General features: G+C 73.5%; 20 protein-coding genes. 10 read left to right on the top strand and 10 right to left on the bottom strand.

Annotated elements, in window-relative coordinates; translation table 11 throughout:
* Position 1: 1 nt before the first annotated feature.
* Positions 2–1,213 carry a DUF58 domain-containing protein gene (locus O3597_RS07110; RefSeq protein WP_281603575.1) on the top strand — a complete coding sequence of 404 codons (1,212 nt, stop codon included), beginning with the start codon at positions 2–4 and terminating at the stop codon, positions 1,211–1,213.
* Positions 1,207–3,489: a transglutaminaseTgpA domain-containing protein gene (locus O3597_RS07105; protein ID WP_281603574.1), complete on the top strand. Its 2,283-nt coding sequence runs from the start codon at positions 1,207–1,209 to the stop codon at positions 3,487–3,489. Before O3597_RS07110 ends, O3597_RS07105 begins: the two co-directional genes overlap by 7 nt.
* A gap of 122 nt (positions 3,490–3,611) precedes the next feature.
* Here O3597_RS07105 and O3597_RS07100 read toward each other — a convergent pair whose 3' ends face one another.
* Both O3597_RS07100 and O3597_RS07095 read right to left on the bottom strand, forming a co-directional pair.
* Positions 3,612–4,406 (bottom strand): SDR family oxidoreductase, encoded by a 795-nt coding sequence (locus O3597_RS07100; RefSeq protein ID WP_281603573.1) that lies wholly within the window; start codon positions 4,404–4,406, stop codon positions 3,612–3,614.
* Entirely contained in the window at positions 4,403–5,383 is a 981-nt protein-coding gene (locus O3597_RS07095; RefSeq protein ID WP_281604497.1) for an LLM class F420-dependent oxidoreductase, read from the bottom strand. The genes O3597_RS07100 and O3597_RS07095 overlap by 4 nt, the downstream gene beginning before the upstream one ends.
* Positions 5,384–5,484: 101 nt before the next feature.
* On the opposite strand from O3597_RS07095, the gene O3597_RS07090 reads away from it, so the two are divergent.
* Entirely contained in the window at positions 5,485–6,348 is an 864-nt protein-coding gene (locus O3597_RS07090) for a DUF1028 domain-containing protein (RefSeq protein ID WP_281603572.1), read from the top strand.
* 24 nt (positions 6,349–6,372) lie between these two features.
* On the opposite strand, the gene O3597_RS07085 is transcribed toward O3597_RS07090, so the two are convergent.
* Together O3597_RS07085 and O3597_RS07080 are read right to left on the bottom strand one after the other, a co-directional pair.
* Positions 6,373–7,065 (bottom strand): maleylpyruvate isomerase N-terminal domain-containing protein, encoded by a 693-nt coding sequence (locus tag O3597_RS07085; protein WP_281603571.1) that lies wholly within the window; start codon positions 7,063–7,065, stop codon positions 6,373–6,375.
* Positions 7,066–7,069: 4 nt separating this feature from the next.
* Positions 7,070–7,957 (bottom strand): phosphatase PAP2 family protein, encoded by an 888-nt coding sequence (locus O3597_RS07080; protein WP_164448154.1) that lies wholly within the window; start codon positions 7,955–7,957, stop codon positions 7,070–7,072.
* A gap of 82 nt (positions 7,958–8,039) precedes the next feature.
* On the opposite strand from O3597_RS07080, the gene O3597_RS07075 reads away from it, so the two are divergent.
* A complete protein-coding gene (locus O3597_RS07075; protein ID WP_164448155.1) occupies positions 8,040–8,765 on the top strand; it encodes a DUF3159 domain-containing protein in 726 nt (241 codons plus the stop codon).
* Positions 8,766–9,044: 279 nt separating this feature from the next.
* Here the strand turns inward: O3597_RS07075 and O3597_RS07070 are convergent, their stop codons facing one another.
* Positions 9,045–11,945 (bottom strand): glycoside hydrolase family 48 protein, encoded by a 2,901-nt coding sequence (locus O3597_RS07070; protein ID WP_281603570.1) that lies wholly within the window; start codon positions 11,943–11,945, stop codon positions 9,045–9,047.
* Between the two features lie 965 nt (positions 11,946–12,910).
* On the opposite strand from O3597_RS07070, the gene O3597_RS07065 reads away from it, so the two are divergent.
* The gene (locus O3597_RS07065) at positions 12,911–14,404 is read left to right on the top strand and encodes a GH1 family beta-glucosidase (protein ID WP_281603569.1); all 1,494 of its coding nucleotides are present in this window, start codon (positions 12,911–12,913) and stop codon (positions 14,402–14,404) included.
* A 61-nt stretch (positions 14,405–14,465) separates the two neighbouring features.
* Positions 14,466–15,464: an MFS transporter gene (locus O3597_RS07060; protein WP_281603568.1), complete on the top strand. Its 999-nt coding sequence runs from the start codon at positions 14,466–14,468 to the stop codon at positions 15,462–15,464.
* Positions 15,465–15,487: 23 nt separating this feature from the next.
* On the opposite strand, the gene O3597_RS07055 is transcribed toward O3597_RS07060, so the two are convergent.
* The 3 genes from O3597_RS07055 to O3597_RS07045 form a co-directional block, all read right to left on the bottom strand.
* On the bottom strand, positions 15,488–15,901 hold the full coding sequence (locus O3597_RS07055; RefSeq protein WP_155218583.1) for a roadblock/LC7 domain-containing protein: 414 nt from the start codon (positions 15,899–15,901) through the stop codon (positions 15,488–15,490).
* Between the two features lie 5 nt (positions 15,902–15,906).
* Positions 15,907–18,429, bottom strand: a complete 2,523-nt coding sequence (locus O3597_RS07050; protein WP_281603567.1) for a nitrate- and nitrite sensing domain-containing protein — start codon at positions 18,427–18,429, stop codon at positions 15,907–15,909.
* Positions 18,430–18,553: 124 nt separating this feature from the next.
* Positions 18,554–19,936: an FGGY family carbohydrate kinase gene (locus tag O3597_RS07045; protein WP_281603566.1), complete on the bottom strand. Its 1,383-nt coding sequence runs from the start codon at positions 19,934–19,936 to the stop codon at positions 18,554–18,556.
* A gap of 257 nt (positions 19,937–20,193) precedes the next feature.
* On the opposite strand from O3597_RS07045, the gene O3597_RS07040 reads away from it, so the two are divergent.
* Positions 20,194–22,104 (top strand): anthranilate synthase family protein, encoded by a 1,911-nt coding sequence (locus O3597_RS07040; RefSeq protein ID WP_281603565.1) that lies wholly within the window; start codon positions 20,194–20,196, stop codon positions 22,102–22,104.
* A 91-nt stretch (positions 22,105–22,195) separates the two neighbouring features.
* Here the strand turns inward: O3597_RS07040 and wrbA are convergent, their stop codons facing one another.
* Positions 22,196–22,813 carry an NAD(P)H:quinone oxidoreductase gene (gene wrbA / locus O3597_RS07035; protein WP_164448160.1) on the bottom strand — a complete coding sequence of 206 codons (618 nt, stop codon included), beginning with the start codon at positions 22,811–22,813 and terminating at the stop codon, positions 22,196–22,198.
* 138 nt (positions 22,814–22,951) lie between these two features.
* On the opposite strand from wrbA, the gene O3597_RS07030 reads away from it, so the two are divergent.
* From O3597_RS07030 to O3597_RS07020, 3 genes are all read left to right on the top strand, one after another.
* Complete coding sequence (locus tag O3597_RS07030; protein ID WP_164448161.1) at positions 22,952–23,440, top strand: GNAT family N-acetyltransferase; 489 nt, start codon at positions 22,952–22,954, stop codon at positions 23,438–23,440.
* Positions 23,441–23,482: 42 nt separating this feature from the next.
* On the top strand, positions 23,483–24,073 hold the full coding sequence (locus tag O3597_RS07025) for an HAD-IA family hydrolase (RefSeq protein ID WP_164448162.1): 591 nt from the start codon (positions 23,483–23,485) through the stop codon (positions 24,071–24,073).
* 221 nt (positions 24,074–24,294) lie between these two features.
* The gene (locus O3597_RS07020) at positions 24,295–25,455 is read left to right on the top strand and encodes a winged helix DNA-binding domain-containing protein (protein WP_281603564.1); all 1,161 of its coding nucleotides are present in this window, start codon (positions 24,295–24,297) and stop codon (positions 25,453–25,455) included.
* Here O3597_RS07020 and O3597_RS07015 read toward each other — a convergent pair.
* Positions 25,439–25,852, bottom strand: coding sequence for a hypothetical protein (locus tag O3597_RS07015; RefSeq protein WP_164448164.1), 414 nt, complete (start codon positions 25,850–25,852; stop codon positions 25,439–25,441). The two genes, O3597_RS07020 and O3597_RS07015, sit on opposite strands and share 17 nt — an antisense overlap.
* Positions 25,853–25,862 lie beyond the last annotated feature (10 nt).

Below are 25,862 nucleotides of genomic sequence, written 5' to 3'. Positions count from 1 at the left end.
CGTGGGGATCACCGCCCGGGGCATCGGTCTGCTCGTGGCGGCCGTGCTGCTGCTGGGGGCGGGTTTTCGGTTCGGGTACCCGGAGTTGACGCTGCTCGGCGCGGCAGCCGGCGTCGCCCTGGCGGTCGCTGTGGTCGCGGCGGCCCGGCGGCCCCGGCTGTTGGTGTCCCGACAGGCCGACCCGGACCGGGTGGCCCGGGGCGAGCCGGCGGCGATGACGTTGACCGTCCGGAACGCGGGGAGGGTGCCGGCGGCGAGCATGCTGGCCACCGACCGCTGCGGTGACCGGGTGGTGCCGGTGCCGGTGCTGCGGTTGCGGCCCGGCGCGGACACCACGGTCAGCTACCCGGTGCCGACGAGCCGGCGTGGGGTGGTGCCGGTCGGGCCGCTGCGGGTGGTCCGCCGCGACCCGCTCGGCCTGGTGGTGCTGGCCCGCTCCTACGGCGACGTCGTGCTGGTGTGGGTGCACCCGCGTGTCCATCCGCTGCGGGCGGTGCCGACCGGTGCGGGACGCAGTCTCGACGGGCGGGTCGACGCGGTGCCGCACGGTTCGATCACCTTCGACTCGCTGCGGGAGTACGTCGTCGGTGACGAGTTGCGTCGGGTGCACTGGCGTACCAGCGCCCGGGTGGGTGAGCTGATGGTGCGGGAGAACGTGGACACCAGCCTGCCCCGGATCGTGGTGCTGCTGGACAACCGGGCGCTCGCGCATCCGGACCGGGTCGGCGGGGTGGCGGAGTCGTTCGAGTCGGCCTGCGAGGCGGCGGCGTCGGTGGTCACCGCCGCGGTCCGCGAGGATCTGCCGGTGGTGCTGCTGTTCGTCGCCGCCGAGGACACGTCCGCCGGACCGGGCGACGGCGGTACGGGCGGCGGGTCCGGTGACGTCGTGGCCGGCGACGGGTCGGGTTCCGGTCCTACGGGACCGTTGGACCGGTTGGCGGCGGTGACGCTCACCGGCGAGGGCACGTTGGAGGCGGCGGCGGCGCGGCTGCGGCGCGACCGGCTCGGCGACACTCTGGTCGTGCTCACCGGACCGGGCGCGACCGACGATCTGGGGCATGTGGGCGCGCTGCGCGGCGCGTACCCGTCGGTGGTGGTCGGGATCTTCGGGGCGGCGGAGCCGACGCCGCCGGGTGCGGCCGGGCTGGTCGTCGTCGACGCGGCCGACGGGGCGGCCTTCGCCGCCGAGTGGGACGGGGTACGCCGGTGGTGAGGCTGCTGCGGGCGGTGGCGGTGCCGGCGACGCTCGTCGTGCTGGTCACGCTGGCCGGGGTGGTGCTCGGCCGGGTGTACGCGGGGTCGCTGCTGACGATGCTGGTGGCCGGCGCGGCGGTCGGGTCGGTGCTGGTCAGCGTCGTGACCCGGCGGCTGCCGTCCTGGCTGGTCGCGCCGGTGTCGGTGCTGGCCATGCTCGGGTGGACGGCGGTCTGCCTGCGGGTGGCCGCGACCGACGCGCAGCTGCCGGGCGGGTTCGTCGAGGTGGCCGGCGACGCCGCCGGTAACGCGATTCCCCGGCTGTTGACCGCGATGATCCCGGTGCAGGCCACGCCGGACACGGTCCTGCTGCCGGTGGTCGCCGCCTGGCTGGCCGGGTTGGCCGGCGCGGAGGTGGCGCTGCGGGCCGGGCGGGTGCTGCTGGGTTACCTGCCGCCGGTGCTGCTGCACGCCGGTGCGGTGTACGTGGTCGGACCCAACGCGGAGCCGGCGATCGGCGCGACGGTGGCGGTGGTGGTGACGGCGGCGCTCGGGTTGGCCGTGTCGTCCCGGCCCCCGGACGGCGACCCGGTCGACGGGCTTTCCCCGGTGGTCCGGTCCGGGCTACGGGCCCGGCTGGCGGTGGCCTCGGCCGCCGGTACGGCGGTGGTGGTGGCGCTTGCCGCGCTGCTCGGCCCGGCGGTGGCCGCCCTGGTGGAGACCCGACCGGTGGATCCACGGCGCTACGTGCAGCCGCCGCAGGTGGAGACGCTCGACGAGAACCCGCTGATCCGGATCTCCGGTTGGGCGTTGAATCCGGAGCAGGAACTGTTCCAGGTGGCGACCGACCTTCCCGGCGGCACCGGCCCGACGGACCCGGCCGAGGGTGCCGCGACGGACAGCGTCGGGGTGCGGATCCAGCTGGCCGTGCTCAGCGACTACGACGGGGTCACCTGGCGGGTGGGCGCGACCTACCGCAACGCCGGCCGGATCCTGCCCACCACCGAACCGGCGCCGTACGCCACGGTCGAGACCGTACGGCAGGAGATCACCGTCAGTGACCTCAGTGGACGGCTGCTGCCCGCGGTGCCCACCCCGCGGGAGGTCAGTGGTGCCCGGGTCGCCTACGACCTGGGCACCGGCACGCTGATCCGCCCCAACGGTCTCACCCCGGGTCTGCGTTACACGGTCACCTCGGCCCGGGAGCGCCCGGACAACAATCTGCTGGCCACCGCGAACACCCCGGCCGGTGACGCGGTGGCCCGGGTGCTGCACGTCCCCGACGGGGCACCCGAGCAGTTGCGGCGGCTGGCCACCCAGTTGGCTGAGGAGAACGGCGCTCCGTACGCGCGGGCGGCGGCGATCGAGCAGTGGCTGGCCGAGCATTACCGGCTGGTCGCCGACGCGCCGAGCGGCCACGCCTACCCGAATCTGGCGTTCTTCCTGTTCGGGCCGCGCAACGGCGGCGGGCAGCGCGGCACGTCCGAACAGTTCGCGGCGTCGTTCGCGGTGCTGGGTCGGCTGGCCGGGCTACCGACCCGGGTGGTGGTCGGGTTCGCCGCCCCCGGGTCGGGTCCGGTGCGGGCCGCCGACGCGTACGCCTGGCCGGAGGTGCTCTTCGACGGTCTCGGCTGGGTGTCGTTCGACCCGCTGCCCCGGCCGGATGAGGAGCCCCGGCCGGTGGAGGAGGACTTCCGCCCGCAGCCGGAGGACCCGCCACCGTCGGAGCAGCCGGAGCCCACCCTGGAGCCGACCGCGTCGCCACCGGCGCAGGCCGCGCCCGGCGGACCCGCCGACGACAGCGGCGTGCCGACGCCGGTGCTTGTCGGTGGCACCGGCGGTGGTCTGCTGCTCGTCGTGGTGGCGTTGCTGGTGACGCTGGCCGGGCTGCGCCGGGCACAGACCCGGGCCCGACTGCGCCGGGGCGACCCCGGCCACCGCATCGCCGGCGCCTGGCGGGAGCTGACCGACACGCTGCGACTGGCCGGTCGGCCGGTCGCCGCGGACCTGTCCGCCACCGAGGTCGCCACCGTGGCCCGCGCCACCTTGACCGAAGCGATCCGTCGGGACGCCACCACCTCGGGTGCGCCCGATCCCGGTGCCACTGCCGCTGTCGACGACCTGGCCAGGTTGATCAACCAGGTCGGTTTCGCACCCGGCGCGGCCTCATCGGAGCAGGCCGGGACGGCAGCCGAGGCGGCCACCACCTACAGCCGCGCGCTGCGCGCCACTCTCCCCCGCTGGCGTCGCTTGCTCTGGTCCGTGCACCCCGGCCCACTCCGTTGGCCCCGCTGACCCACCACCCGCCACCGACCTACCCCGCCGCGATCATGCAGTTGTGGCACCTGACAATTCGGCCTGTTGGGGACCTTTCCGGTGACCCAACTGCATGATCGACGCGAGTGGGGGTGGGGGTGTTAGGGGGTGGTTAGGCGGCGGACGAGTTTGCGGAGGCCGGACTGCCAGCCGTCGGGGTCCTCGGCGCGGCGGCGGGCGTAGTCGGCCACCTCCGGGTGCGGCAGGATCAGGAAGCGTTCCTCCGCCATTCCCGCGACCGCTGCCGCGGCCACGGCGTCCGGGCTGAGCACCGCGCCGGAGGACGCGATGACTCGGGCACCCAGGTGCCCGGCGGCCAGTCCGTCGGCCAGCATCGGGGTGTCGACTCCCTGCGGGCACAACGCGCTGACCCGGATGCCCCGGTCGCGGTAGGTCACCGACAGCCATTCGGCGAATCCCACGGCGGCGTGCTTGGTGGTGGTGTACGCGGCGTCGCCGACGGCGGTCAGCACGCCCGCCGCCGAGCAGGTGTGCAGCAGGTAACCACTACCCCGGGCGAGCATCGCCGGCAGCACCGCCCGGGCGGCGTACACGTGGGCGAGCACGTTGACCCGCCAGGACCGTTCCCAGCCGGTGTCGTCGACCTCCACTCCCCCGCCGGTGCTGACTCCGGCGTTGGCGCAGAACACGTCGATCCGGCCGTGGCGACGTTCGGTGTCGGCGACCAGGGCGCGTACCTGTTCCTCGTCGGTGACGTCGACCGCGACCCCACGGGCCAGCGGGCCCACGGCGGCGGCGACCGCCTCGGCGGCGGCACCGTCCAGGTCGGCCAGGACCAGCGCGGCGGCACCTTCGGCGGCGAACCGCCGGGCCAGTGCCGCACCGATCCCCCCGGCCCCGCCGGTGATCACCGCTACCCGGTCGGTGAGGTTCACGCCGCCTCCTTCGCGTCGCGGCCGAGCCGGGCGAACAGCGTGGTCAGGGCCGCCGGGTCGGCGGCGGTGGCCTCCGGGGTGGGCAGCAACGCCAGCACCGGTACGTCCACCCCGGCGTCGACGTACCGGTTCACCTGTGCCCGGCACTGCTCGGGTGAGCCGTGCAGGATCAACGCGTCGACCACCTCGTCCGGGATCGCGGCCAGGGCGACGCGGCGGTCGCCGGCCGCCCACGCCGCCCACATGCCGGCGAGGGCCTCCTGCCGGCCGAGCCAGCGGTGGAACTCCGCGTACGCGGGTACGGTCAGGTAGCTGGTGATCATCCGCCGGCCGAGGGTGCGGGCGTACCCGGCGTCCTCCGTGGGACAGACGAAGATCCGGGCGACCACCTCGAACTGCGTCCGTCGTCGCCCCAGCTCGGCCACCGCCCGGGGCACGTCGGTGGCGGCGAGCCAGTTGAGGATCACTCCGTCGGCCTCGGCGGCGGCCAGCCGCAGCATGCCGGGACGCAGCGCGGCCAGCAGCAGCGGCGGCGGCACCGCCGGCGGCCGTTCCAGGGTGAACCGGCGGACGGCGAAGGTGTCGAAGGCACCGTCGACGGTCTCCCCGCGCAGCGCCGCCCGCAGAAAACGCAGCACGTCCCGGGTGCGCCGGAACGGTTCGGTGAACTCCACGGCGTTCCAGTCGGAGACCACCACCGGTGACGACGCGCCGATGCCGAGGGCGAACCGGCCGGGGGCGGCGTCGGCGAGCGCGGCGGCGCTCATCGCCAGCAGGCCGGGTCCGCGGGTGAACGCCGGGGTGATCGCGGTGCCCAGCCGCAGCCCGGGTTGCCAGGCGGCGGCCAGCGTCAGCGGGGTGAACGCGTCGGCCCCGTTGACCTCGGAGGACCAGACGTCGGTGAAGCCGGCGTCGGCGAGGGCCGCGTACACCGCGGCGTGGTCAGCGAGCGGGATCCCGCCCATCGGCACCGTCATTGCCCATCGCGTCGTCATCGGTCGATGGTGCCCGGCCCGGCCTCGTCGGGCAAGGTCATGGCGACGGTCGCAGGACCGTCACCAGCGCTAACCTGTCCAGCGTGACCTTCTCCCTGGTGGCCCGTTCCGACGACGGCCGACTGCACGGCGTCGTCGTGGCGAGCCGGTTCCTGGCCGCCGGCGCCCTGGTGCCGGGTGCCGCGGCCGAGGTCGGCGCGATCGCCACCCAGGCGCACGTGAACCTCGCCTACCGGCCGCAGGGGTTGGCGCTGCTGCGGACCGGCGTGGCCGCCGCCGGGGTGGTCGCCGGCCTGGTCGCCGCCGACCCGGAACGCGATCACCGGCAGGTCGGTGTGGTCGCCGCCACCGGGCCGGGTGCCACCTGGACCGGGGTCCACTGCCGTGGGTGGGCCGGTGGGCAGGCCGGCGACGGCTGGGCGGCGCAGGGCAACATCCTCACCGGCCCGCAGGTCGTCGACGGGCTGCGCGACGCCTGGCTGACCGGTACCGACCTGCCGTTCGCGCAGCGGCTGCTCGCGGCGCTGCGGGCCGGCGAGGCCGCCGGAGGTGACCGGCGTGGCCGGCAGAGCGCGGGGCTGCTGGTGGTGCGCCGTGGCGGCGGATACGGCGGTACCGGCGACACCATGATCGACCTGCGGGTCGACGACCATCCCGACCCGATCACCGAACTCGACCGGCTGCTCGCGGTGCACACCCTGCTGTTCAGCCGGCCCGATCCGGCGACCCTGCTGGAGCTGACCGGTGCGTTGGCCACCGAGGTCGCCGGCCTGCTGACCGCGCTCGGGTATCCGGCCGACCCGGCGGAGCCCGAGGACGCGTTGGTCGCCTGGGCCGGGTTGGAGAACCTGGAGGAGCGGCTGGCGCCCGGTCGGATCGACCCGGTGGTCCTGGCCCACCTGCGGGCCGCCGTTCCGCACGTGCCGGCGCCGCGCACCGCCGCCTGACAGTGAGGCCGTGGTCGGCTCCGGTCAGCCGCCGAAGGCGAGCAGCTGGATGCCGGCGGCGTCGAGGGCCTGCTGCTCGGCGCGGCTGCGCGGGCTGCGGCCGGTGGCCTTGCCGATCAGAGTCAGCCGGTCCCAGCCGAGGTCCGGCGGTAGGGCGTGCCCGCCGGTGAGCAGGTCGGCGATCACCCGGGCGGCGGTCGGGGTCAGCCACGGTGGCCGGTCCAGCGCCTCGGCCAGGTCGAGGCCGTGCACGCCGACCTCCACCACCCGGGTACGCAGGAACTCGGTGACCGTCATCGCGTCGCCGTGCCGGGTGCGGACCACCCGGTCGGCGGGGTGGGCGTCGACGGCGGTGAGGGTGGCCCGCCAGGCCCGGTCGAAGTCCGTGGCGAGCACCTCGCCGGCCCGGCCCGGCGCCGGTCCGGCGTCGTCCGCGGCGGCCTGGCCCTGGGCGGCGGCGATCCGGGCGGCGTTCACCGCCGGGAGGAACTTCGCCGCACCGAAGTAGCCGGCGGCGTCGACCTGGGCGGGACCGGGCGCCGGGGCGGCCAGCATGTCGGCCAGCCGGCCGGCTCCGGTGCGCACGTGGGCCAGCAGGTCGGCCACCGTCCACGGCACACAGCGGGTCGGGCGGTCGAGGTCCGACCGGTCGAGGGTGCGTAGTACCGCGCCGAGCCGGTCGCACTCGTCGTGGAAGGCCGACCGTACGACGCCCATCCGCTCAGCCCTTGTAGCGGGGGACCAGACGGTGCACGGCGGTGAGTACCAGCGCCATCACCACCGCCATGGAGCCGGCGATGCCGGCGGCGCCGCCCGCGTAGCCGACGAACAGCGGACGGCGGGACAGCTCCGCCGCCGGGGTGGACCGCAGCCCAATCAGCCACCACAGAGCCAACGCACAGCCGGCGATGGCCAGCAACCCGCCCACGCCCAGCAGCAGGGCGGTGAGCCGGTGCGCGTCACCGGCCGCGACCTCCGCCCGTTCCCGTTGGGTGATCAGCAGCAGCAGACCGGCCAGGGCCGCCCAGACGCCGACCACCAGGAACGCGGCGACCGCGTCGCTGGGCCGGTGCCAACCCGCCGACAGGGTGGCCACCCCGGCGGTCGCGGCGTAGCCGGCACCGATCACGGCGCCGACGGCCCGCACCTTCGGCGGCAGTACGAGGACCAGGGCCACCGCCACCGACCCGGCGACCGTGGTGTGCCCGCTGGGCAGGCTGTTGCCGACGTAGACCCGTTCCAGGTCGATGCCGTAGTCGGGGCGGCTCAGCCCGTACTTGAGCAGTTGGGTGGTGACGTTGGCGCCCGCGATCAGCAGGGTCGCGGCGACGGCGAGGGCGACCCGACCTCGGATCAGCGCGATGAATCCGATCATCACGGTGACCGCCAGCAGCGACACCACGGACATGGCGTTGAGGATCCGGTCGACCGGTTCCTCGATGTGGTCGCGGCCGATGCGGTTACCGGTGAGGGCCACCGTGTCGATCCACTGGCCGATCTCCGTGTGCAGGGCGAATCGCCACACGGCGATGAAGGCCGCCGTCTGGATGAGGGCCAGCACGACCAGCCAGACCGCTGTACCCCCCCGGGGCGTCACGCGCACCCGCACAACTTAGCGGCACGCCCGCGACGTCCGGCCGGTGGCCCGCCCGTGGCGTGGCGATAGGTTGGCCGCAGGTGAAGGAGGGCACGTGACCGGTACCTCGGAGCGGGACGCCACCACTGTCGGGCGGGGCGAGTCACTGGCCGATCTGCTCGGTGGGCGTCGGGGAGCCGTGGACGCCACCGTGCCGCCGGTAGCGTTCACGGTGGGTTGGCTGGTGGCCGGTCGGTCGGTCCTGGTCGGGGTGGTGGCGGCCCTGGTCGCCGGAGCAGTGGTGGCCGGCTGGCGGTTGCGTCGCGGTGACCGGCCCCGGTCGGTGCTGGTCGGGCTGCTGGCGGTCTGTGTGGCCGCGCTGGTGGCGGTGCGCACCGGTCGGGCCGAGGACTTCTTCCTCGTGCAGGTGTTGGCCAATGCCGCCAGCGCGCTGGCCTGGGCGGTGAGCATCATGGTCCGGTGGCCGCTGCTGGGGGTCGTCGTCGGCACCACGTTGGGCCAGCGCGGACGCTGGCGGCGTGACCCGGCGCTGCTGCGGGCGTACGGGCGGGCCAGCTGGGTGTGGACGGGCACCTACCTGCTGCGGGTGGCGGTCTTCGTGCCGCTGTATCTCGGCGGCCACGTGCTCGCCCTGACCGCCGCCCGGGTGGGGCTGACCTGGCCGCTGGTCGCGGCGGCGTTGGCGGTGAGTTGGGCCGTGCTGCGCCGGTCGCTGCCGGCCGGTCATCCGGGGCTGCGGCATCCGGTGCTGCCGCCGGCCGGGCCGGCCGCGGGCGGGCCGGACACCGGCGAGCCCGACGCGCCGGGGCTGGGACAATAAGGGAGAGGCCGCCACGGGGGGAGCGGCCTCTCCGGTGATGTACGTTACTCCGTCCCGGGCCGGGTTGTGATCCCGGGGCGGTCACTTTTTTTCGCTATGTGCGCGCCGTGCCCGGCGGCTCTCCGACGGTGGGGTGGGCCGACCGCTCCGCTGCGTCGGCCAGAGGGCCGACCCACCCCGGCCTGACCGTGGGTGTCAGGCCGTCAACCGGACCTGCCTCTACCCCCGAGGCCCGGCCGGCGCCTCCGGGTGGGTCATCGCCCACCCGGAGGAGTTCGTTCAGCCGTTGGGGAACAACTTCCCGTAGTCGGCGTAGGCCATGGCGACGTCCGCCTGGGCCCAGAAGCGGTGGTAACGGAACTCGGGCTCCGGACCACCGTCGAGGTACGCCTGCACCTTCGGCCACGCCGGGTCGTTCTTGTAGAACGACCGGATGTCGACGAAGCTCTTGCCCGGGGCGATCTGGTCACCGTTCGGCATCTCACCGGTCCAGCCCGGCGGGATGTACAGGCCCTGCCCGGTGGAGGCGTTGTAGACGTCGTCGAAGCGCCGGTAGTCGCCACGCTTCTCCACCGTCGAGACACCCTGGGCGTCGCTGTGCGCGTGCAGCGCGTCCAGCAGGCCCTTGGCGGTGGTCTTCGCCGCCGTGTTGCCCGACTTCGCCGCGTAGGCGATGAGGGTGCGGGCGTAGGCGGCGGCGACGCCGACGTCCTGGCCCTTGACCGTCACCTCGACGTGCAGGTTGGTGTTCGGCTGCGGGTTGCTCGGGTTCCAGTTGTTGGGCTGGCCGGTCCACTTCATGTCCGACGGGATGGACCAGTTGGCGCCCAGCGTGGTGTTGGCGATCGCCCACGGCACCCACTTGTCCAGCAGCGCCTTGGCCTTGGCGTTGCCGCTGACCAGGTACAGCTCGGCGATGCGCTGCATGGACCACGCCTGCATGCCGAACCACTGGTTCGACGGCGGGTCGTTGTAGACCGGGTCCTCGTCGTAGAACATGCCGTAGAAGGTGGCCGTGCCGGCCGGCGGCGTGCCGTAGTGCCCGCCCCAGCTGTTGGTCGCGCCACCGGCGATGCCGCCCTCGGCCGACTGGAGCCAGGTGTAGAACTCCAGCTGCCGGTTGAGGCTGTTGGTCCAGTCCGCCGCCGCGGTCGGCGAGCGCGGCTTGAGCTCGTCGACGTTGGTCAACGCCCAGGCCGCGAACGGGTTTTGGTAGCCGAAGTGGCTGTGGCTGGAGCCGATCCGCCAGGACCAGTTCTGGCTGGTCTCGTACGCCCCGCCCCAGGCGTAGTACCAGGAGAGCAGGTAGTGGGCGGAGGTGCGGCCGGAGCCGGCCGGGCAGGTGCTGGCCCCGACGCAGTTGCCGACCCGCTTGAAGTACTTGTCGAACAGGGCGTACCGCAGGTAGTCACCCATCTTGGCGGCCTTGGCCACGGTGGCCGACACGTCGGCCGCCTTGTTCTGCTCCTTGGCCCAGGTCAGTGCCCAGTACGCGGCCTGCACGGCGCGGGCGTCGGCGTCCGGGGCGTTGGTGTACTTCCACTGCTTGGCGGGAGCCTGCGACTCCTTGATGAACAGGTCCAGGTAGCCGTACTGGCCACCGTGGGCGAAGGTGTCGCAGGACGGCTGCGGCACGGTCTCCCACACCGATTCCTGGGTGCCCCGCTGGAAGGTGTTGATGTAGGCGGGGCGGGTGGTGCCGTCGCCGCAGCGGCCGTAGCCGTAGACGTTGTCGACGTCCAGCAGCCAGTGCATGCCGTAGACGGAGCCGGTGTTGTAGGTCGACCGCAGTTCCGCGCGCAGCGGGTCCTGACCGACCGGCACGCTCGAGTCCAGCTGGGACGGGTACTGGCTGGGCAGGTCGTGCTCGGCGGCGTAGGTGGCGTCACCGGCGGAGCCGGCGGTCGGCTGGTCGGCGTCGGACGGGATGATGTACTTCTCCATCACCGTCCAGGCGCTGTTGAACGGCGCCCAGTTCTGGGTCACCCGACCGTAGTAGGCCTCCAGCCACAGCCAGAAGCTGAACGCCTCGGAGGTGGTCTCGTGGCCGTGGTCCGGCGCCTCGACGATCAGCGTCTCGATGGAGTGGTACGGCACGCCCTCCGGGCTGAAGTAGCCCGAGTTCTTGATCTTGTTGTACTGGGTGAGGAAGCGCTGCACGTACTCGCCGTCCCCGCCGGGCACGTCATTGTCGATCTCGGTGACGGTGACCGTGGCCGGCGTGTGGCCGGTGGCCGAGGCGGTGACGGTGGCGGTGCCTCCGACGGTGTCGGTGTCCTCCGCGGCCCGGACGGTCACGGTGACGCCGGTGTTCCAGTTCGACGTGGTCAGCGTCGCCGAGGTCGGCGTGACGGTGACGTCCGTGTCGCCGGTCCGCGCCAGGCTCACCGCGACGTTCGCGGTGGGTGCCCGGTTCAGCTTGAGGTTGAACGTCGAGCTGCCGCCCTCGGGGACGGTCACCGCGGTCGGCGTGGCGACCAGGGCCGGCGAGGTGGCGCCGGCGACGGTGAACGACCGCTCGGCGATCGCGGACAGACCGCTGTTGTCGTACGCCCGGGCCTGCACCGTGTAGTCACCGGCCGGCAGGCTCTCCAGGGTGTACGCGTACGGCGCGCTGGTGTCGGTGTTGACCAGCAGGCCGTTGCGGTAGAACTCGACCCGGGCGACGGTGCCGTCCGGGTCGCTGGCGGTGGCGGTCAGCGGCACGGTGGCCGGGGCGGTGAACGGGCCGGCGGGCACCGACAGGCTGACCGTCGGGGGCTGCTGCGCCGTACCGCCACAGGTGACCCCGTTGACCGAGAACGAGGTCGGCTTCGCGTTGGTGCCGGAGTACGAGCCGTTGAAGCCGATGCTGGTGCTGCCGCCGGCCGGGATGTTGCCGTTCCAGGACTCGTTGACGGCGGTGACCTCGTTGCCGCTCTGGCTCCACCGGGCCGACCAGCCCTGGGTGACCCGCTGGTTGCCGGGGAAGGCGAACTTCAGGGTCCAGCCGTTGATCGCGTCACCGGTGTTCCTGATGGTGACGTTGGCGGTGAAGCCGTTGCTCCAGTCGTTCGTCGTATAAACCACGTCGCAGGCCGGTGCGGCCTGTGCGGCGGCGGCGGGAACCGTCGCCCCACCGATCGCCAGCGCCGCGGCGGCGAGCCACGCCAGGCGCCGACGTCTAGCCAGGTTTCTCATCTGCGCGGTGTCTCCTCGGACCAGGCCGGTGGCGATGACGCCCCGGCGGTGACACCTCGGGAACGACAGGTCCGCCGAGGTGCCAGTGGATGGTGGTCGCTGCGGCCCGGGTGGGGCCGGCGCGGCGGGGCGCCGTACGGGACGGCAGCTGCTCCCGCTGCTGGCAGGACGCCGTACCGGACGAGCCGGAAGCCCTCGGCGACCCGCGCTCACGCGTACCTTGGCTCCGCGCGGTCGATCGACAGTGTGCCATGGAAGCGCTCCCAACACCAGCAAGAGAACTTCCGGAAACACCGAGTTGTTTCGATCTCGTTTTGGGGCTTTCACAAAGCCGTGACGGGCGTTACAGTCGCAGCAACGTCGATGGGAGCGCTTCCATCGACAGAGTTCCACCCGGAATATCGCCCGGGGTCGTGCCCACGGCTCCGGGGAACAGACCACAGGCCGACGGCGGGCCAGCCCGGACACCGCCGTCAGCCGTCACCCCACCACAGTGGAGGGAGGTGGATCCTCAGCCACTCGCGTGGCCCGGCTCCCGCGCGACACGCACAACTGGGACGCCAATCCGAACGTGCGTGTACCGCAACACGGTGGGGACGGGGGTTGCCCTCCCCCGTCCCCACACTAAACCCCCGTTCACGATGGGAAAAGAGGCCGACGGGTCAGACGCGCACCACCCGCGCGCCCCGCACGGCAGTCGACCCGCCCGCCGACCGCCAGCCGCGACGCCCCGCCGACCGCCCGGGCGCGCACCACCGGTCCGCCCGCGGTACTCGGCGCAACCCGGTCCCGCCGCACCAGCTACCCGACCGGCACCGCGCCCTTCCCCACCCACGTCATCCCGCCACCGAAGCCGTCCGCCCCACCCCTCGTGACGACTCGGCCCAGCGGGGACCGCCTACCCTCTACCCTTCTTGGGAGCGCTCCCGGTCGTAGGCGGTCGTCCCCATCCACGAGGAGAACCCATGTCGATACTCACCAGGCGGCACCTGCTGCGCCGCGCGGCGCTCTCGGCCACCGCCGCCACCCCGGTCAGCGCCGTGCTCGGCGCCACCGCCGCAGCCACCACCGCCACCGGTCTCGCCGGCTGCCAGACCAGCGACCCGGCCGACGACACGGCCACCGCGTCGTCCCCGGCCACCCGGCGTTCCTTCCCGCCCGACTTCGGCTGGGGCGCCGCGACCTCCGCGTACCAGATCGAGGGCGCCGCCAAGGAGGACGGCCGCGGCGAATCGATCTGGGACACGTTCAGCCGCACCCCCGGACGTACCCGCAACGGTGACACCGGCGACGTGGCGGCCGACCACTACCACCGATATGCCGAAGACCTCGATCTGATGCGCGACCTGGGGCTGCGCAGCTACCGGTTCTCCATCTCCTGGCCGCGCATCCAGCCCGACGGAACCGGCGCCGCCAACCAACGCGGCCTCGACTTCTACCGTCGCCTCGTCGATGGCCTGCACGAGCGCGGGATCGCCCCGATGGCCACGCTGTTCCACTGGGATCTGCCGCAGGGTCTGCAGGACACCGGCGGCTGGGAGAACCGCGACGTCGCCCAACGCTTCGCCGACTACGCCACGATCGTCTTCGACGCCCTCGGCGACCGGGTACCGGTCTGGCTGACCATCAACGAGCCGAAGACCGTGGTGCAGAACGGCTACCTCTTCGGCCACCACGCCCCCGGTCGGCAGGACCCCGACGCGGCGTACCTGGTCGCTCACCACCTCCAACTCGCCCACGGCCTCGCCGTCCGTGCCCTGCGCGCCACCGGGGGAAAGAACCGCATCGGCCCCGCCTTCAACCTGCACCCCTGCTACCCCGCCGACGACTCGGCCGCCGCCGCGGAGGCCACCCGCCTCTTCGACGGCTACGAGAACCGCCTGTACCTCGACTCCGCGTTGACCGGCAGCTACCCGGCCGACGTGCTGGCCGACCTCGGACCCGACAGCCGGATGGTCCGCGGCATCCGCGACGGCGACCTGGACATCATCTCCACCCCGATCGACCTGCTCGCGGTCCAGTACTACACCCCGATCTACGTCACCGCGTCCGGCGGCACGGCACGCCGCTGGCCCACCTCGGAGGCGGAGTGGCAGCAGATCTACCCGGACGGGATGTACGACATCCTGACCCGGGTCACCCGCGACTACGGGCCGATCCCCCTCACCGTAACCGAGAACGGCCTGCCCACCGCCGACGAACTCGGTGCCGACGGCACCGTCGAGGACGACGGCCGCGTCACGTTCCTCCGCGACCACCTGACCGCCGCCCACCGGGCCGTCGCCGAGGGCGTGCCGCTGGAGAGCTTCCACGTCTGGTCCCTGCTCGACAACTTCGAGTGGGCCGAGGGCTACGAGCAGCGTTGGGGACTGATCTACGTCGACTACCCCACCCAGCGTCGGGTGTTCAAGCGCAGCGCCCACTGGTACCGCCAGGTCATCGCGGACAACGCGGTCTGACCCCGTCAGCCTCGGCGGCGGCCCGGCTCCGGGCCGCCGCCGAGGCACGTACGATCCCCGCATGCGTGACCGAAGCCGGTTGGGCCGGCCGTTCTGGACCTTCTGGAGCGCCGCCGCGCTGGCCAACCTCGGCGACGGCATCCGGGTCGCCGCCTTCCCGCTGCTGGCCGCCGCCCTCACCGACGACCCACTGGCCGTCGGTGCCGTCGCCGCGGCCCAGTTCCTGCCGTGGCTCGTCTCCGGTCTGCTCGCCGGCGCCCTCGCCGACCGCCGAGGGGCCCGCACGCTGCTGGCCGCCGCCGACACCGGCCGCGTCGTCGTGCTGGCCGCGCTGGCCACGACGGTCGCCCTGGGCTGGGCCACCATCGCCCACGTCGTCGCCGCCGCGTTCCTGCTCGGCGTCGGCGAGACCATCCGGGACACCGCCGACGCCCCGCCGGCCGCCGACGGTGACGGCGTCCTGGCCGGCCTGCGCTGGCTCCTCCGCCAGCCGATGATGCGCACTCTGGTACTCGTCACCGCCGCCGTGGCCGCCGCGGACACCGCCTGGTTCGCGATCTTCGTTCTCTACGCCCGCGACGCCCTCGACCTCGGCGCGCTCGGTTTCGGTCTGCTGCTGGCCACCGGCGCGGCCGGTGGCCTGGTCGGCTCGTTCGCCGCCGACCGGATCCTCGCCGGCTTCCACCACCGGTCCGTGCTGACCTGGTCGATGGCCGTCACCGCCGGCGTGCCGGTCCTGCTGGCCGTCGTCGGGCACCGCGCCGTCGCGGTGGTCGTGGTGGTCACCACCAGCGCCGCGTTCGCCGTGCTCAACGTCGCCGCGCTGTCGGTACGCCAACGGCTGGTGCCGGGCGGGCTGCTCGGGCGGGTCATCGCCGCCTCCCGCCTGGTCACCTACAGCTGCACCGCGCTGGGGGCGCTGGCCGGTGGTGCGCTGGCCGCCCGGGCCGGCATCGAGGCGCCGTTCCTGTTCAGCGGCGTCGTCGCCGTGGCCGCGACGGTCGCCTGGTGGCTCGCCTCCCGCCCCACCACTCCCGGTGCCGGGCTCGGCCTACGGTAACGGCCGGCAGCCGCCCCGCCGGCTCAGCGAGGCAGCGCCTGCTGAAGTTCGGCGCGCAGGGCCGGGGTCAGCATCTCGCCGGCCTGCTTGGCCAGCCGGGCCATCTCGTAGCCCACCACGCCGATGTCCGCGTCCGCCGCCGCCAGGGTGGCCAGGATCGAGCCGTCGCGTACCTGCATGACCAGGAAGTAGCCCCGCCCCATCTCCACCACGGTCTGCTTGACCACGTCCCCGTCGAACATCTGGGCGGCGCCGGCGGTGATGCTCATCAGCCCAGAGGTCACCGCGGCGAGCTTGTCGGCGTGGTCCCGTGGCAGGTGGTCGGATATCGCGACCAGCAGCCCGTCGGAGGAGACCACCACCGCGTGCGCCACCCCGGGCACCCGCTCCGCGAACGCGCTGACCAGCCAGCTCAGGTCGCGAGCCTCCTGCGACAACGTCATCACTTCCGTCCTCCTTCGCTCCACGCCCCGAGCGGTGGCACGGGTATCTCGGTGGTCTCCTCGGCCTCGGCCCGCCGCACACCGCTGTACAGCCTGGACAACATCCCGCCGACGGCTTCCGGATCCGGATCGTCGCGGGTCGGCTGCTGCTGCTCCGGGCGGGCCGGCTGGGTCACCGCACTGAGCTGCGCCATCGGCACCCGCATCGGCAGGCCCCGTTCGTTCGTCCCGGCGGTCACCGGCACGGTCGGCGGTGCCGGCGCGCCGGCACCGGCCGTGGAGACCGCCGACGACGGTCCCTCCCGCGACCACCAGCCGCCACCGCCGCTCGCCGGTGCCACCGCCGGGGCGAGTACGTCCTCCGCGCGTACCGGCACCGGATGGGCCTGGCGGGGCACCGTGGTCGGACGGCGTCCGGCCACCGGCAGATCCGCCGGCCCCGGGTCGGCGGGGGCGACCGCGACCGGGCGAGGTGTCGCGACGGGCAGCCCGCGCGGCGACGGCACCGGGTCCAGGCTCGGCGGTGGTGCCGCCGCGAGCAGCGGACGCGGCAGCCGTACCCGGGCCACCAGCCCACCGGCGCCGCCGTGCAGCCGCACCTCGATGCCGTGCCGGGCGGCGAGGTGACTGACCACGAACAGACCCATCCGCTCGACCGTGGCCACGTCCGCCGCCGGCGGGGCGGCCAGCACCGCGTTCGCTTCGGCCAGCGCCGTCGCGCTCATTCCGAGGCCCTGGTCGGCGATCTCGATCACCGCACCGGGCCCCTCCACCCGGGCCATCACCTGCACGATGGTGTCCGGCCGGGAGAAGGCGGTGGCGTTCTCCAGCAACTCGGCCAGCAGGTGCACCAGCTCACCGACCGCGTGCCCGACCACGTGCAGGTCCGCCACCGCCTCGTGCCGCACCCGCTGGTACTGCTCGATCTCGGCGCTGGCCGCCAGCAGCACCGCGCTCAGCCCGATCGGCCGGTTCCACCGGCGGGTCGACTCGGTGCCGGCCAGCACGAGCAGGCTCTCGTCGTTACGGCGCATCCGGGCGGCCAGGTGATCGAGCTTGAACAGGTTCTCCAGCTGCTCGGGGTCGCCCTCCTCCCGCTCCAGGTCGTCGAGCAGCTCCAACTGCCGCTCCACCAGCACCTGACTGCGTCGGGCGAGGTTGACGAACATCGCGTTGACGTTTCGACGCATGTTCGCCTGGTCGACCGCCACCCCGACGGCGCTGCGGTGCACCGCGACGAACGCCTCGGCCAGCTCACCGATCTCGTCGAGGGACCGCACGACCGCCGGTGAGACGTCGATCGGCGGTACGCCACCGGAGACCGACCGCAACCGGGCCAGTGCCTCGGGCAGCTCGATCTGCGCGATCCGCAGCGCCTGGGAGCGCAGTAGCCGGATCGACCGCGCCAACGACCGACCGATCAGCACCGAGATCAGCACCGCCACCAGCAGGACCGTGATGATCACGCCGACGACCAGCAGCGTCTCCCGCAGCTGGGTGTCGCTCGCGTCGTCGGCCTGCCGAGCCGAGGCCGCCAGCACGCTTGCCTCGAAGCGCTGCAACAGCTCGTGGCGGGCCTCGCTGGCCGTCCACCACTGCTCCGCGTCCAGCACCGCCGACCCCGACACGCCCTGCGCCAGCGCCTGCTCCTCCATCCGGGAGGCGGCGACGAAGGCCGGATCCAGGCTCATCTCGTCGTAGCGGGTCACCTGTGCGTTCGTCGCCGCGATCCGGAACGCGCCGAGCGCGGTCAGCTGGCGCGCCCGCAGCTCCGGCAGTTGGGCCGCGTCCTCGGTGTCGTAGCTGCCGGCCCGGGCCGCCGAGTACAGCTCCGCCCGAACCCGCGAGGAGAGTTCCTTCGCCCGGGCGAACTGCACGTAGCGCAGCACCGCGTCGGCCAGTTCCGGCCGGTCCGCGCCGGGTGTCGGCTGGGCGAGCAGGTTCAGCAACGCGTCGATCGCCCGGTGGTAGTTACCGATGATGGTGTCGTCGCTGAGCACCACCGTGGTCATCGTGTTCCGGATGTAGTCGACCTGCTGGTACGCCTGGGAGGCCACCACGTAGACGTCCCGCCACGAGGCGTCCGCCTCGGCCAACGGCTCGGCCGCCGCGCGCAGCTCCGCGGCCGCCTGGTCGGCGGCGTCACGGTAGGGCTCCAACACGGCCAGCCGCTCCTCGCCGGCCTCCTCGTCGGCGGCGTCACGCAGGGCGGGCAGTTCCCCGGCCGTGCGGTCACGCTCCAGCTGCAACCGGTGGGTCAGCACGGTGATCTCGCGTCCGATGCCGACCTGCGCGGCGAAGTCACCCAGCACGTTGGCCCGGCTGACCAGGCTCTGGGTCTGTACGCCCGCCAGCACCAGGAAGGCGACCGACGGGATGACCAGCACCGTGGCCAGCTTGGTGCGCATCCGCCAGTCCTGCAGGCGCAGGGCGGAGCGACGCCGGTGGGGTACCACCCGGACGTCGAACCGACGCCGGCGGTGCTGCGACACCCCGGGCGCCTGCTCCGGTCCTACACCCACCCGCTCCTCCTCCCCCACGCGTCCGCCGCGGTCCGGGGAGCGCGGTCCATCCAACCAGGCCCGAGAGCAGTGTCAACGCCCTGCCCTTATGAAGGGTTAAGGAAGGGTACTGCCGGTCGCCACCCTATGCCGAGGTCGCCGAGTCTTGATCATCCGTCCGGCCGATGTCGGCCACCACCACGGCATCGGCGATCCGGCCGGTGGCCACCAGCGCCGCGCCGGTGGCCCCGATCTCCGGGTGCCGGGCGAAACGGACCGGCCGGGGAGCCAGCACCGCGGCGAATGCCTCCCGCCACCACGTCGAGGCGGCTATCGCGCCGCCACCGAGGACCACCTCCACCGGCCGGCCCACCGTGGACTCCAGCACCACCAGGTCCTCGACGACCTGCTCGCACACCCCGTACATGAGCCCGGCCAGCATCTCCACCGCGGTGGTGCCGAAGCCCAGTCCCCGCAGCTCACCCAACCCGGCCGGGCGGATGCCCGGCGGACGGTCGCCGCCGAACCGCACGTTGGCCGGCCGACCACCGTCGGGCGGCAGCAGCGCCAGCGCCTCCTCCAGCGCCCGACCGGTCGGCAGCCGCAACTCCCGGTCCGCCCAGGCGAACAGGTTTCCACCCGAGGAGTACGCGACCCCGGTCACCACATGGTCGTGGTCGACGCGGTAGCGCCACAGCCGGTGCGGCAGGACGGTCGACCCGGCGGACGTCGGCATCCGCTGCAACAGCCGGACCGCGGAGGAAGTACCCACTGTCACCGCCGCCCGGGTGGGATCCACGCAACCGGAGCCGACGTTGGAGGCGGCACCGTCACCGAGCGGCGGCGCCCAGCGGGCCCGGGCCAGTGCCGGCCACCGCCGGCCGTACTCCGCGCGCAGCCCGCCGTGCCAGTCGCGGGGGGCCAGTTCGGGCAGATCGGCGCCGTCGCTGCCGGCCAGGGCGCGGGCCTCCGGGTCCCAGTCCAGGGTGTGCAGGTTCAGCAGGCCGGTGCCGGACGCCTGTGACATCGACATCGGCGCCTCGGCGAGCAGCCGGCCGAGCACGTACTCGACCAGGCCGGTGAAGCGGGCGATCCGCGTCCCGGTGCGGGCGCGCAGCCAGGGCAGCCGCACCGACCAGTAGCAGCGGTGCCACCAGGTGCCGGTGCGCTGGTGGAAGGCATCCGGGTCGGCCGGACCGACCGCCGTCGCCGGCGGCTCGGGCCGGGTGTCCAGCCAGGTCAGCACCGGCCCGAGCGGCTCCTCGGTGGCGCTCAGCGGCACCACCGAGTGCCACTGGCCGCTGACCGCCACCAACTGCACCCCGTCCAACCAACCCTGGCCGTGCAACTCGTCGAGGCACTCGATCAGGCCGGCCAGGTACGCACGGACGTCCAGGGTGCCGGCACCTTCGTCGTCGACGGTGAGCACCATGCGGCGACGGGCCAGCGCCCCCGGCAACGGTTGCGCGTCGTCCAGCACGAGCCCACGCACCGACGAGGTGCCCAGGTCCAGCGCGAGAATCTTCATCGCGGGTCAACGTACCCGGTGATCGTGACGCGACAACGCTGCCCGGCACCGGGTCCGCCGATCGGCTTCCGCGCCGGCCGTCCGACGCGTAGGGTGTTCGCATGCTCGCGCGACTGACCTGCTGGTGGCCCGCCGACCCGGCGGCCCTCCCCCGCGCGTAGCTTCATCCCACGCGGCCGCCCGACGAGGCGGCCGCCGGTCATGTCCCGGTCCCCGGGGCCGCCCCCCGAGAGCGGTCGCCCGGCCCGAGGAGACCAATGCACCAGCTGACCGACCTGCTCACCACGCTCGCCGCCGGCCTCGACCCCGGCCCGTTCGCCCTGTTACACCGCGACGGCGCCGAGCATCTCGACCTGTTCACCGGCACCGTGACGACCGTCGACCGGCTCGCCGACATCCCCCTGCCCGCCGCCAGCGCCGGCCCGGCGACACTGGCCCTGGTGCCGTACCGGCAGGTCGCCGAGCGGGGCTTCGCCTGTGTCGACGACGGGGTGCCGCTGGAATGCCTCCGCATCGACCAGCACCACCGGCTGCCGTTGGCCGGTGTGCTGGACGCCCTGCCGACCGAGCCCGTCCGCACCACCGGCGCCGCGTTCGACACCAGTGACGACGAGTACGCCGCCACCGTGGCCCGGGTGCTGGCCGACGAGATCGGCCACGGCGAGGGCGCCAACTTCGTCATCCACCGCACCCTGCGCGCCCAGGTGCAGGGCGCCCCGCTGACCGCCGCGCTGGCCGCGCTGCGTTCGCTGCTGACCCGCGAGCGCGGGGCGTACTGGACGTTCGTGGTGCACACCGGGGCGCGCACCCTGGTCGGCGCCAGCCCGGAACGGCACGTCAGCGTCGACGACGGTCTGGTCCTGATGAACCCGATCAGCGGCACCTTCCGGCACACCGGCGCTGCCGCCGACCGGGCCGCGCTGCTGCGCTTCCTCGCCGACACCAAGGAGACCGAGGAGCTGTACATGGTCCTCGACGAGGAGTTGAAGATGATGGCCACCGTCGCCGAGCGGGGCGGGCAGGTCGTCGGGCCGTACCTGAAGGAGATGTCGCACCTGGCGCACACCGAGTACCTGCTGGCCGGACGGGGCACGAAGGACGTCCGTGAGGTGCTGCGGGAGACGATGTTCGCGCCGACGGTGACCGGCAGCCCGATGGAGAACGCCTGCCGGGTGATCGCCCGGCATGAACGCACCGGGCGCCGCTACTACTCCGGGGTGCTGGCCCTGCTCGGCCACGACGAGTCGGGCCGGCAGAGCCTCGACGCGCCCATCCTGATCCGTACCGCCGAGATCTCCCCCACCGGTGAGCTGCGGGTACCGGTCGGTGCGACGCTGGTGCGCCACTCCACCGCTGCCGCCGAGGTCGCGGAGACCCACGCCAAGGCCGCCGGCGTGCTGGCCGCCCTCGGTCTCGGCCCGCAGGCGCCGGCCGGGCCGCACCCCACGCTCCGGCTCGCCGACGACCCGCAGGTACGCGCCGCCCTCGCCGCCCGCAACGCCCCGCTGGCCCGGTTCTGGCTGGACCAGCGGCCACCGGGAGCGCTGGCCCTGCCCGCCCTGGCCGGCCGCCGCGCCCTGATCGTCGACGGGGAGGACACCTTCACCGGGATGCTGGCCCATCAGCTCGGCGCGCTCGGTCTGTCGATGACCGTCCGGCCGTGGCACGACGAGCAGCCGGTCCGCGCGTACGACCTGGTGGTGGTCGGTCCGGGCCCGGGTGACCCGAGCGGTGACACGGAGAAGATGACCAGGCTGCGCGCCCTGCTCACCGAGCTGCTGGAGACCGGGCACCCGACGCTCGCGGTCTGTCTCGGTCACCAGCTCCTCGCCGGTCTGCTCGGGCTGCCGGTGCACCGCCGCGACGCGCCCTACCAGGGGCTGCAACGCACGGTCACCCTCTTCGGCACGCCCCGCCGGGTCGGCTTCTACGCCACCTTCACCGCCCGCGCCGCCACCGACCACCACGACGGCCCGTACGGACCGGTGGAACTGGCCCGTGACGAGGGCGACGGTGCGGTGCACGCCCTGCGCGGGCGCGGCTTCGCCGGGGTGCAGTTCCATCCCGAGTCGGTGCTCAGTCCGGACGGGCTGGCGGTCCTGACCGACCTGCTGCGCGATCTGCTGCCGGCGCCGGCCGGTGAGTTGTCCCCCGCGGCGCAGGCATAGCCGGCCGGATCGGGGGTAGCGCTTGTGGACGGCCGACGGTCCGGGCGGGTCTGAGAGCCCCCGCCCGGACCGCCGGTCCTGCTGTGGGGACCTAGCCGGCGAGGCCCTGCTTGAGCGCGGCACCGATGCGCACCGCCCGCTTCGCGGTCAGCGCGGTCGCCCCCAGCGCGATGTGGTCGGGCGCGGTCTCGCCGTTGTTGCTGGTGTGCGAGGCACCGTACGGGTTGCCGGCGGTGAACTGGCTCGGCTCGGTGTACCCGGGGGTGACCACGATCCCGCCCCAGTGGTAGAAGACGTGGAACAGCGACAGCAGCGTCGACTCCTGCCCGCCGTGCTCGGTGGCGGTGGAGGTGAAGGCCGAATAGACCTTGTCGGCCAACGCCCCCTGGGCCCACAGCGGGCCGGTGGTGTCGATGAACTGCTTGAGCTGAGCGGCGACCAGGCCGTAGCGGGTCGGCGAACCGAAGATCACCACGTCCGCCCAGCTGAGGTCGTCCGGCTGTGCCTCCTCCACGTCCTGGGTCTCCATCCGGTGTGCCTGCCATCCCGAGTTGGAGCGGATCGCCTCGTCCGGTGCCAGCTCGCGTACCTTGCGCAGCCGCACCTCCGCACCCGCCTCACCGGCCGCCTCCGCCGCCGCCTGCGCCATCTGGTAGGTGATGCCGGTCGCGCTGTAGTAGATCACCGCCACCTTGACCTGTGCCGCCATCGCTCGTCCTTCCTCATCGGGATCAGCTCCGGCGACTACCCGATGCTTGCGGCGACAAACATCGGACGGCGTCGACCGGTCCCGGCGGGCGGATTTCCGGTGGCCGGCACGGGTGGCGCGGTGGCAGGCTGTCCGGCGATGGAGATCAGGATCGCGACCGCCGACGACTGGCCCGGCATCTGGCCCTTCCTGCGCGAGATCGTCGCCGCGGGTGAGACGTACACCTGGCCCCGGGACGTCGACGAGGCGCGGGCCCGACAGATGTGGCTGGTCCCTACGCCCGGACGCACCGTGGTCGCCGTCGGCCCCGACGGCACGGTGCTCGGCTCGGCGAAGCTGACCCCCAACCAGCTCGGTCCCGGGGCGCACGTCGCCAACGCCAGTTTCATGGTCGCCCCGGCGGCGGCCGGGCGCGGCGTCGGGCGGGCCCTCGGCGAGTACGTGCTGGACCTGGCTCGCGCCGACGGCTACCGGGCGATGCAGTTCAACGCGGTGGTGGCGGTCAACACCCGCGCGGTGGCGCTGTGGCGGTCGCTCGGCTTCGAGGTGGTGGGGCGGATCCCGGAGGGCTTCCGACACTCCGTCGAGGGCTACGTCGACCTGCTGGTGATGTATCGGCGGCTCTGACCGGCGCGCCGGCCGTCGGGTGCCGCCGGATAGCCTGGCCCGGTGATGCTGCCCCTGCCGACCGGCGAGTTCCAGGCGTACCTGTTCGACTGCGACGGCACGATCGTCGACTCGATGCCCCAGCACTACACCGCGTGGCGGGACACCCTCGACCGGTGGGGCTGCGCCTTCCCCGAGGACCTCTTCTACGCCTGGGCCGGGCGACCGACCGCGGACATCGTCGTCGCCCTGAACGAGCAGCACGGCCTGGACATGCCGGTGGAGACGGTCGTCGCCCACCGGGAGACGCGGTTCCAGCAGCTGCTGCCCACCGCCACCGGTATCCCCGGGGTGCTGCGGCACATCGACGACGCGCACGGCCGCATCCCGTTCGCCGTGGTCTCCGGCAGCACCCGGGAGGCGGTCACCGCCTCGCTCGACGCGCTGGGCATTCTCGACCGATTCGACGTGCTGGTCTGCGCGGGCGACTACGCCCGTCCCAAGCCCGACCCGGAGCCGTTCCTGCGCGCCGCCGAACTGCTCGGCGTACCGCCGAGGTCCTGCCTGGTCTTCGAGGACGCGGACCTGGGCATCGAGGCGGCGACCGCGGCGGGCATGGCCGCCGTCCGGGTGCCGCCGCCGCGCCGGGGCTGACCGGGCGGCTTGCTCAAGATATCCGCAAGTTGCGTGGTTCACAGTTCTCGGACAGGTAGGAAAACGTCATCCTGATGACACCGGTGCCGGCGATCCTCGTCGCCGCCCCGCACCGGTCGACCTGAACGGGGGATCGCGCTCCGCCACCAACGGTGTTGGCGTAGCGCGATCAGGGGAGCCGCTCGGCAACCGGGCAGGTCGTGTTGTCGGTGCCCACACCTATGCTGCCGTCGACCACCGAATGGAAGGCGGCCGACGTCGTGGCACCTCCCGGCACGATCGCGCTGAGCGGCTCAGAGGCCCTCGCGCTGCGGATGACCAGCCTGCTGCTGCGTCCCCATCCCACCGCCGCGCCGACGACGGTGGCCGACGTGGTGGAGTGGTTCGGCGCCATGCAGGCACAGGACCTGGCCAGCGGCATGTGGTCGCTCGGCGTACGGCTGCCCGGGTTCACCCAGGCCGAGGTGCACGCCGCGTTGGAGCGCCGCGAGGCCCTGCGGACCTGGCCGATGCGCGGCACCATCCACCTGGTGCCGGCCCGCGACGCCCGCTGGCAGTTGGAGCTGACCGGCGTACGCGCGCTCGCCGGTGCGGCGAAGCGGCGTGAGTTCCTCGGCCTGTCGGAGGCGGAGGCGGACCGCGCGGCCGACGTGCTGGGCGAGACCCTAGCCGGCGGCGGCCGGCTGACCCGCGCCGAGTGCGTGGCCGCGCTTGTCGCGGCCGGCATCGACGGTGCTGGCCAGCGCGGCTACCACCTGCTGTGGCACGCGGCCCAGCGCGGGGTCACCTGCATCGCCCCCAACATCGGCACCGAGCAGACCTTCGCGCTGCTCGACGAGTGGGCGCCCGGCCAGCGCCAGCTCGACCGCGACGAGGCGCTGGCCACTCTGGCGCTGCGCTACTTCCGCGGCCACGGCCCCACCACCCGGCAGGACTTCGCCGGCTGGACCGGCCTGACCGCCGCCGACGCCAGACGCGGCATCGCCGCCGCCGGTGCCGACCTGACCACCGTGCTTGTCGACGGCGTCGAGGCAGTGCTGCACACGCCGCTGCTCGACGCGCCCCGCACCACGGTGGACGACGTGCTGACCCTGCCCGGCTTCGACGAGTACCTGCTCGGCTACAAGGACCGCGCGCTGATGCTCGACCCGGAGCACAAGCAGGCCATCATTCCCGGCGGCAACGGGGTCTTCCAGGCCACCGTCGTGGTCGGCGGCCGGGTGGTCGGCACCTGGAAGCGCAGCCTGGCCAAGACCCGCGTCACCCTGACCGTGCACCCGCTGGTCGACCTCGCCCCGGCCCGCCGCGAGCAGGTCGAGCAGGCGCTGCACCGGTACGCCGACTTCCTCGCTCTGCCGCCCCGGGTCACCTGGAACGACTGAACCGCAGGGATCGCGCTGCGGCGACAGCGGCCAGGCTGACGAGCGCGGCCAGCACCGCGACCGGCCCGCCCGGCCCGAGCGACGGACGGACCGCGGGGACGAGCGGGCCGAGGAACACCTCGGCGTAGTCGGCCATGACGACGACGGCGGCCACGACCGTGACGACACCAACTCCGCCGGCCACCAGCGGCAGCCATCCTCGACGGCGCGGCTCGGCGACCGCCCATCCGGTGAGCACGTGGAACAGCACGGCCGCGCCGGCGTACCCGGCCCATCCCGGGAACTCGGTCAGCCGTACGGCCATGTCGCCGTACCAGACCCACGGCAGACCGAACGCCGCGACAACGGTGCCGACCGCACCGCCGACGGCGGTTACCCGAACGAGAACCACGGACATCGCGCCTCCC

It is taken from the genome of Verrucosispora sp. WMMA2044 (assembly GCF_027497155.1).
Classification (GTDB): Bacteria; Actinomycetota; Actinomycetes; order Mycobacteriales; family Micromonosporaceae; genus Micromonospora; species Micromonospora palythoicola.
Note: the sequence above shows the minus strand (reverse complement) of the source record. Positions and strands in the feature narration are given on the sequence as shown.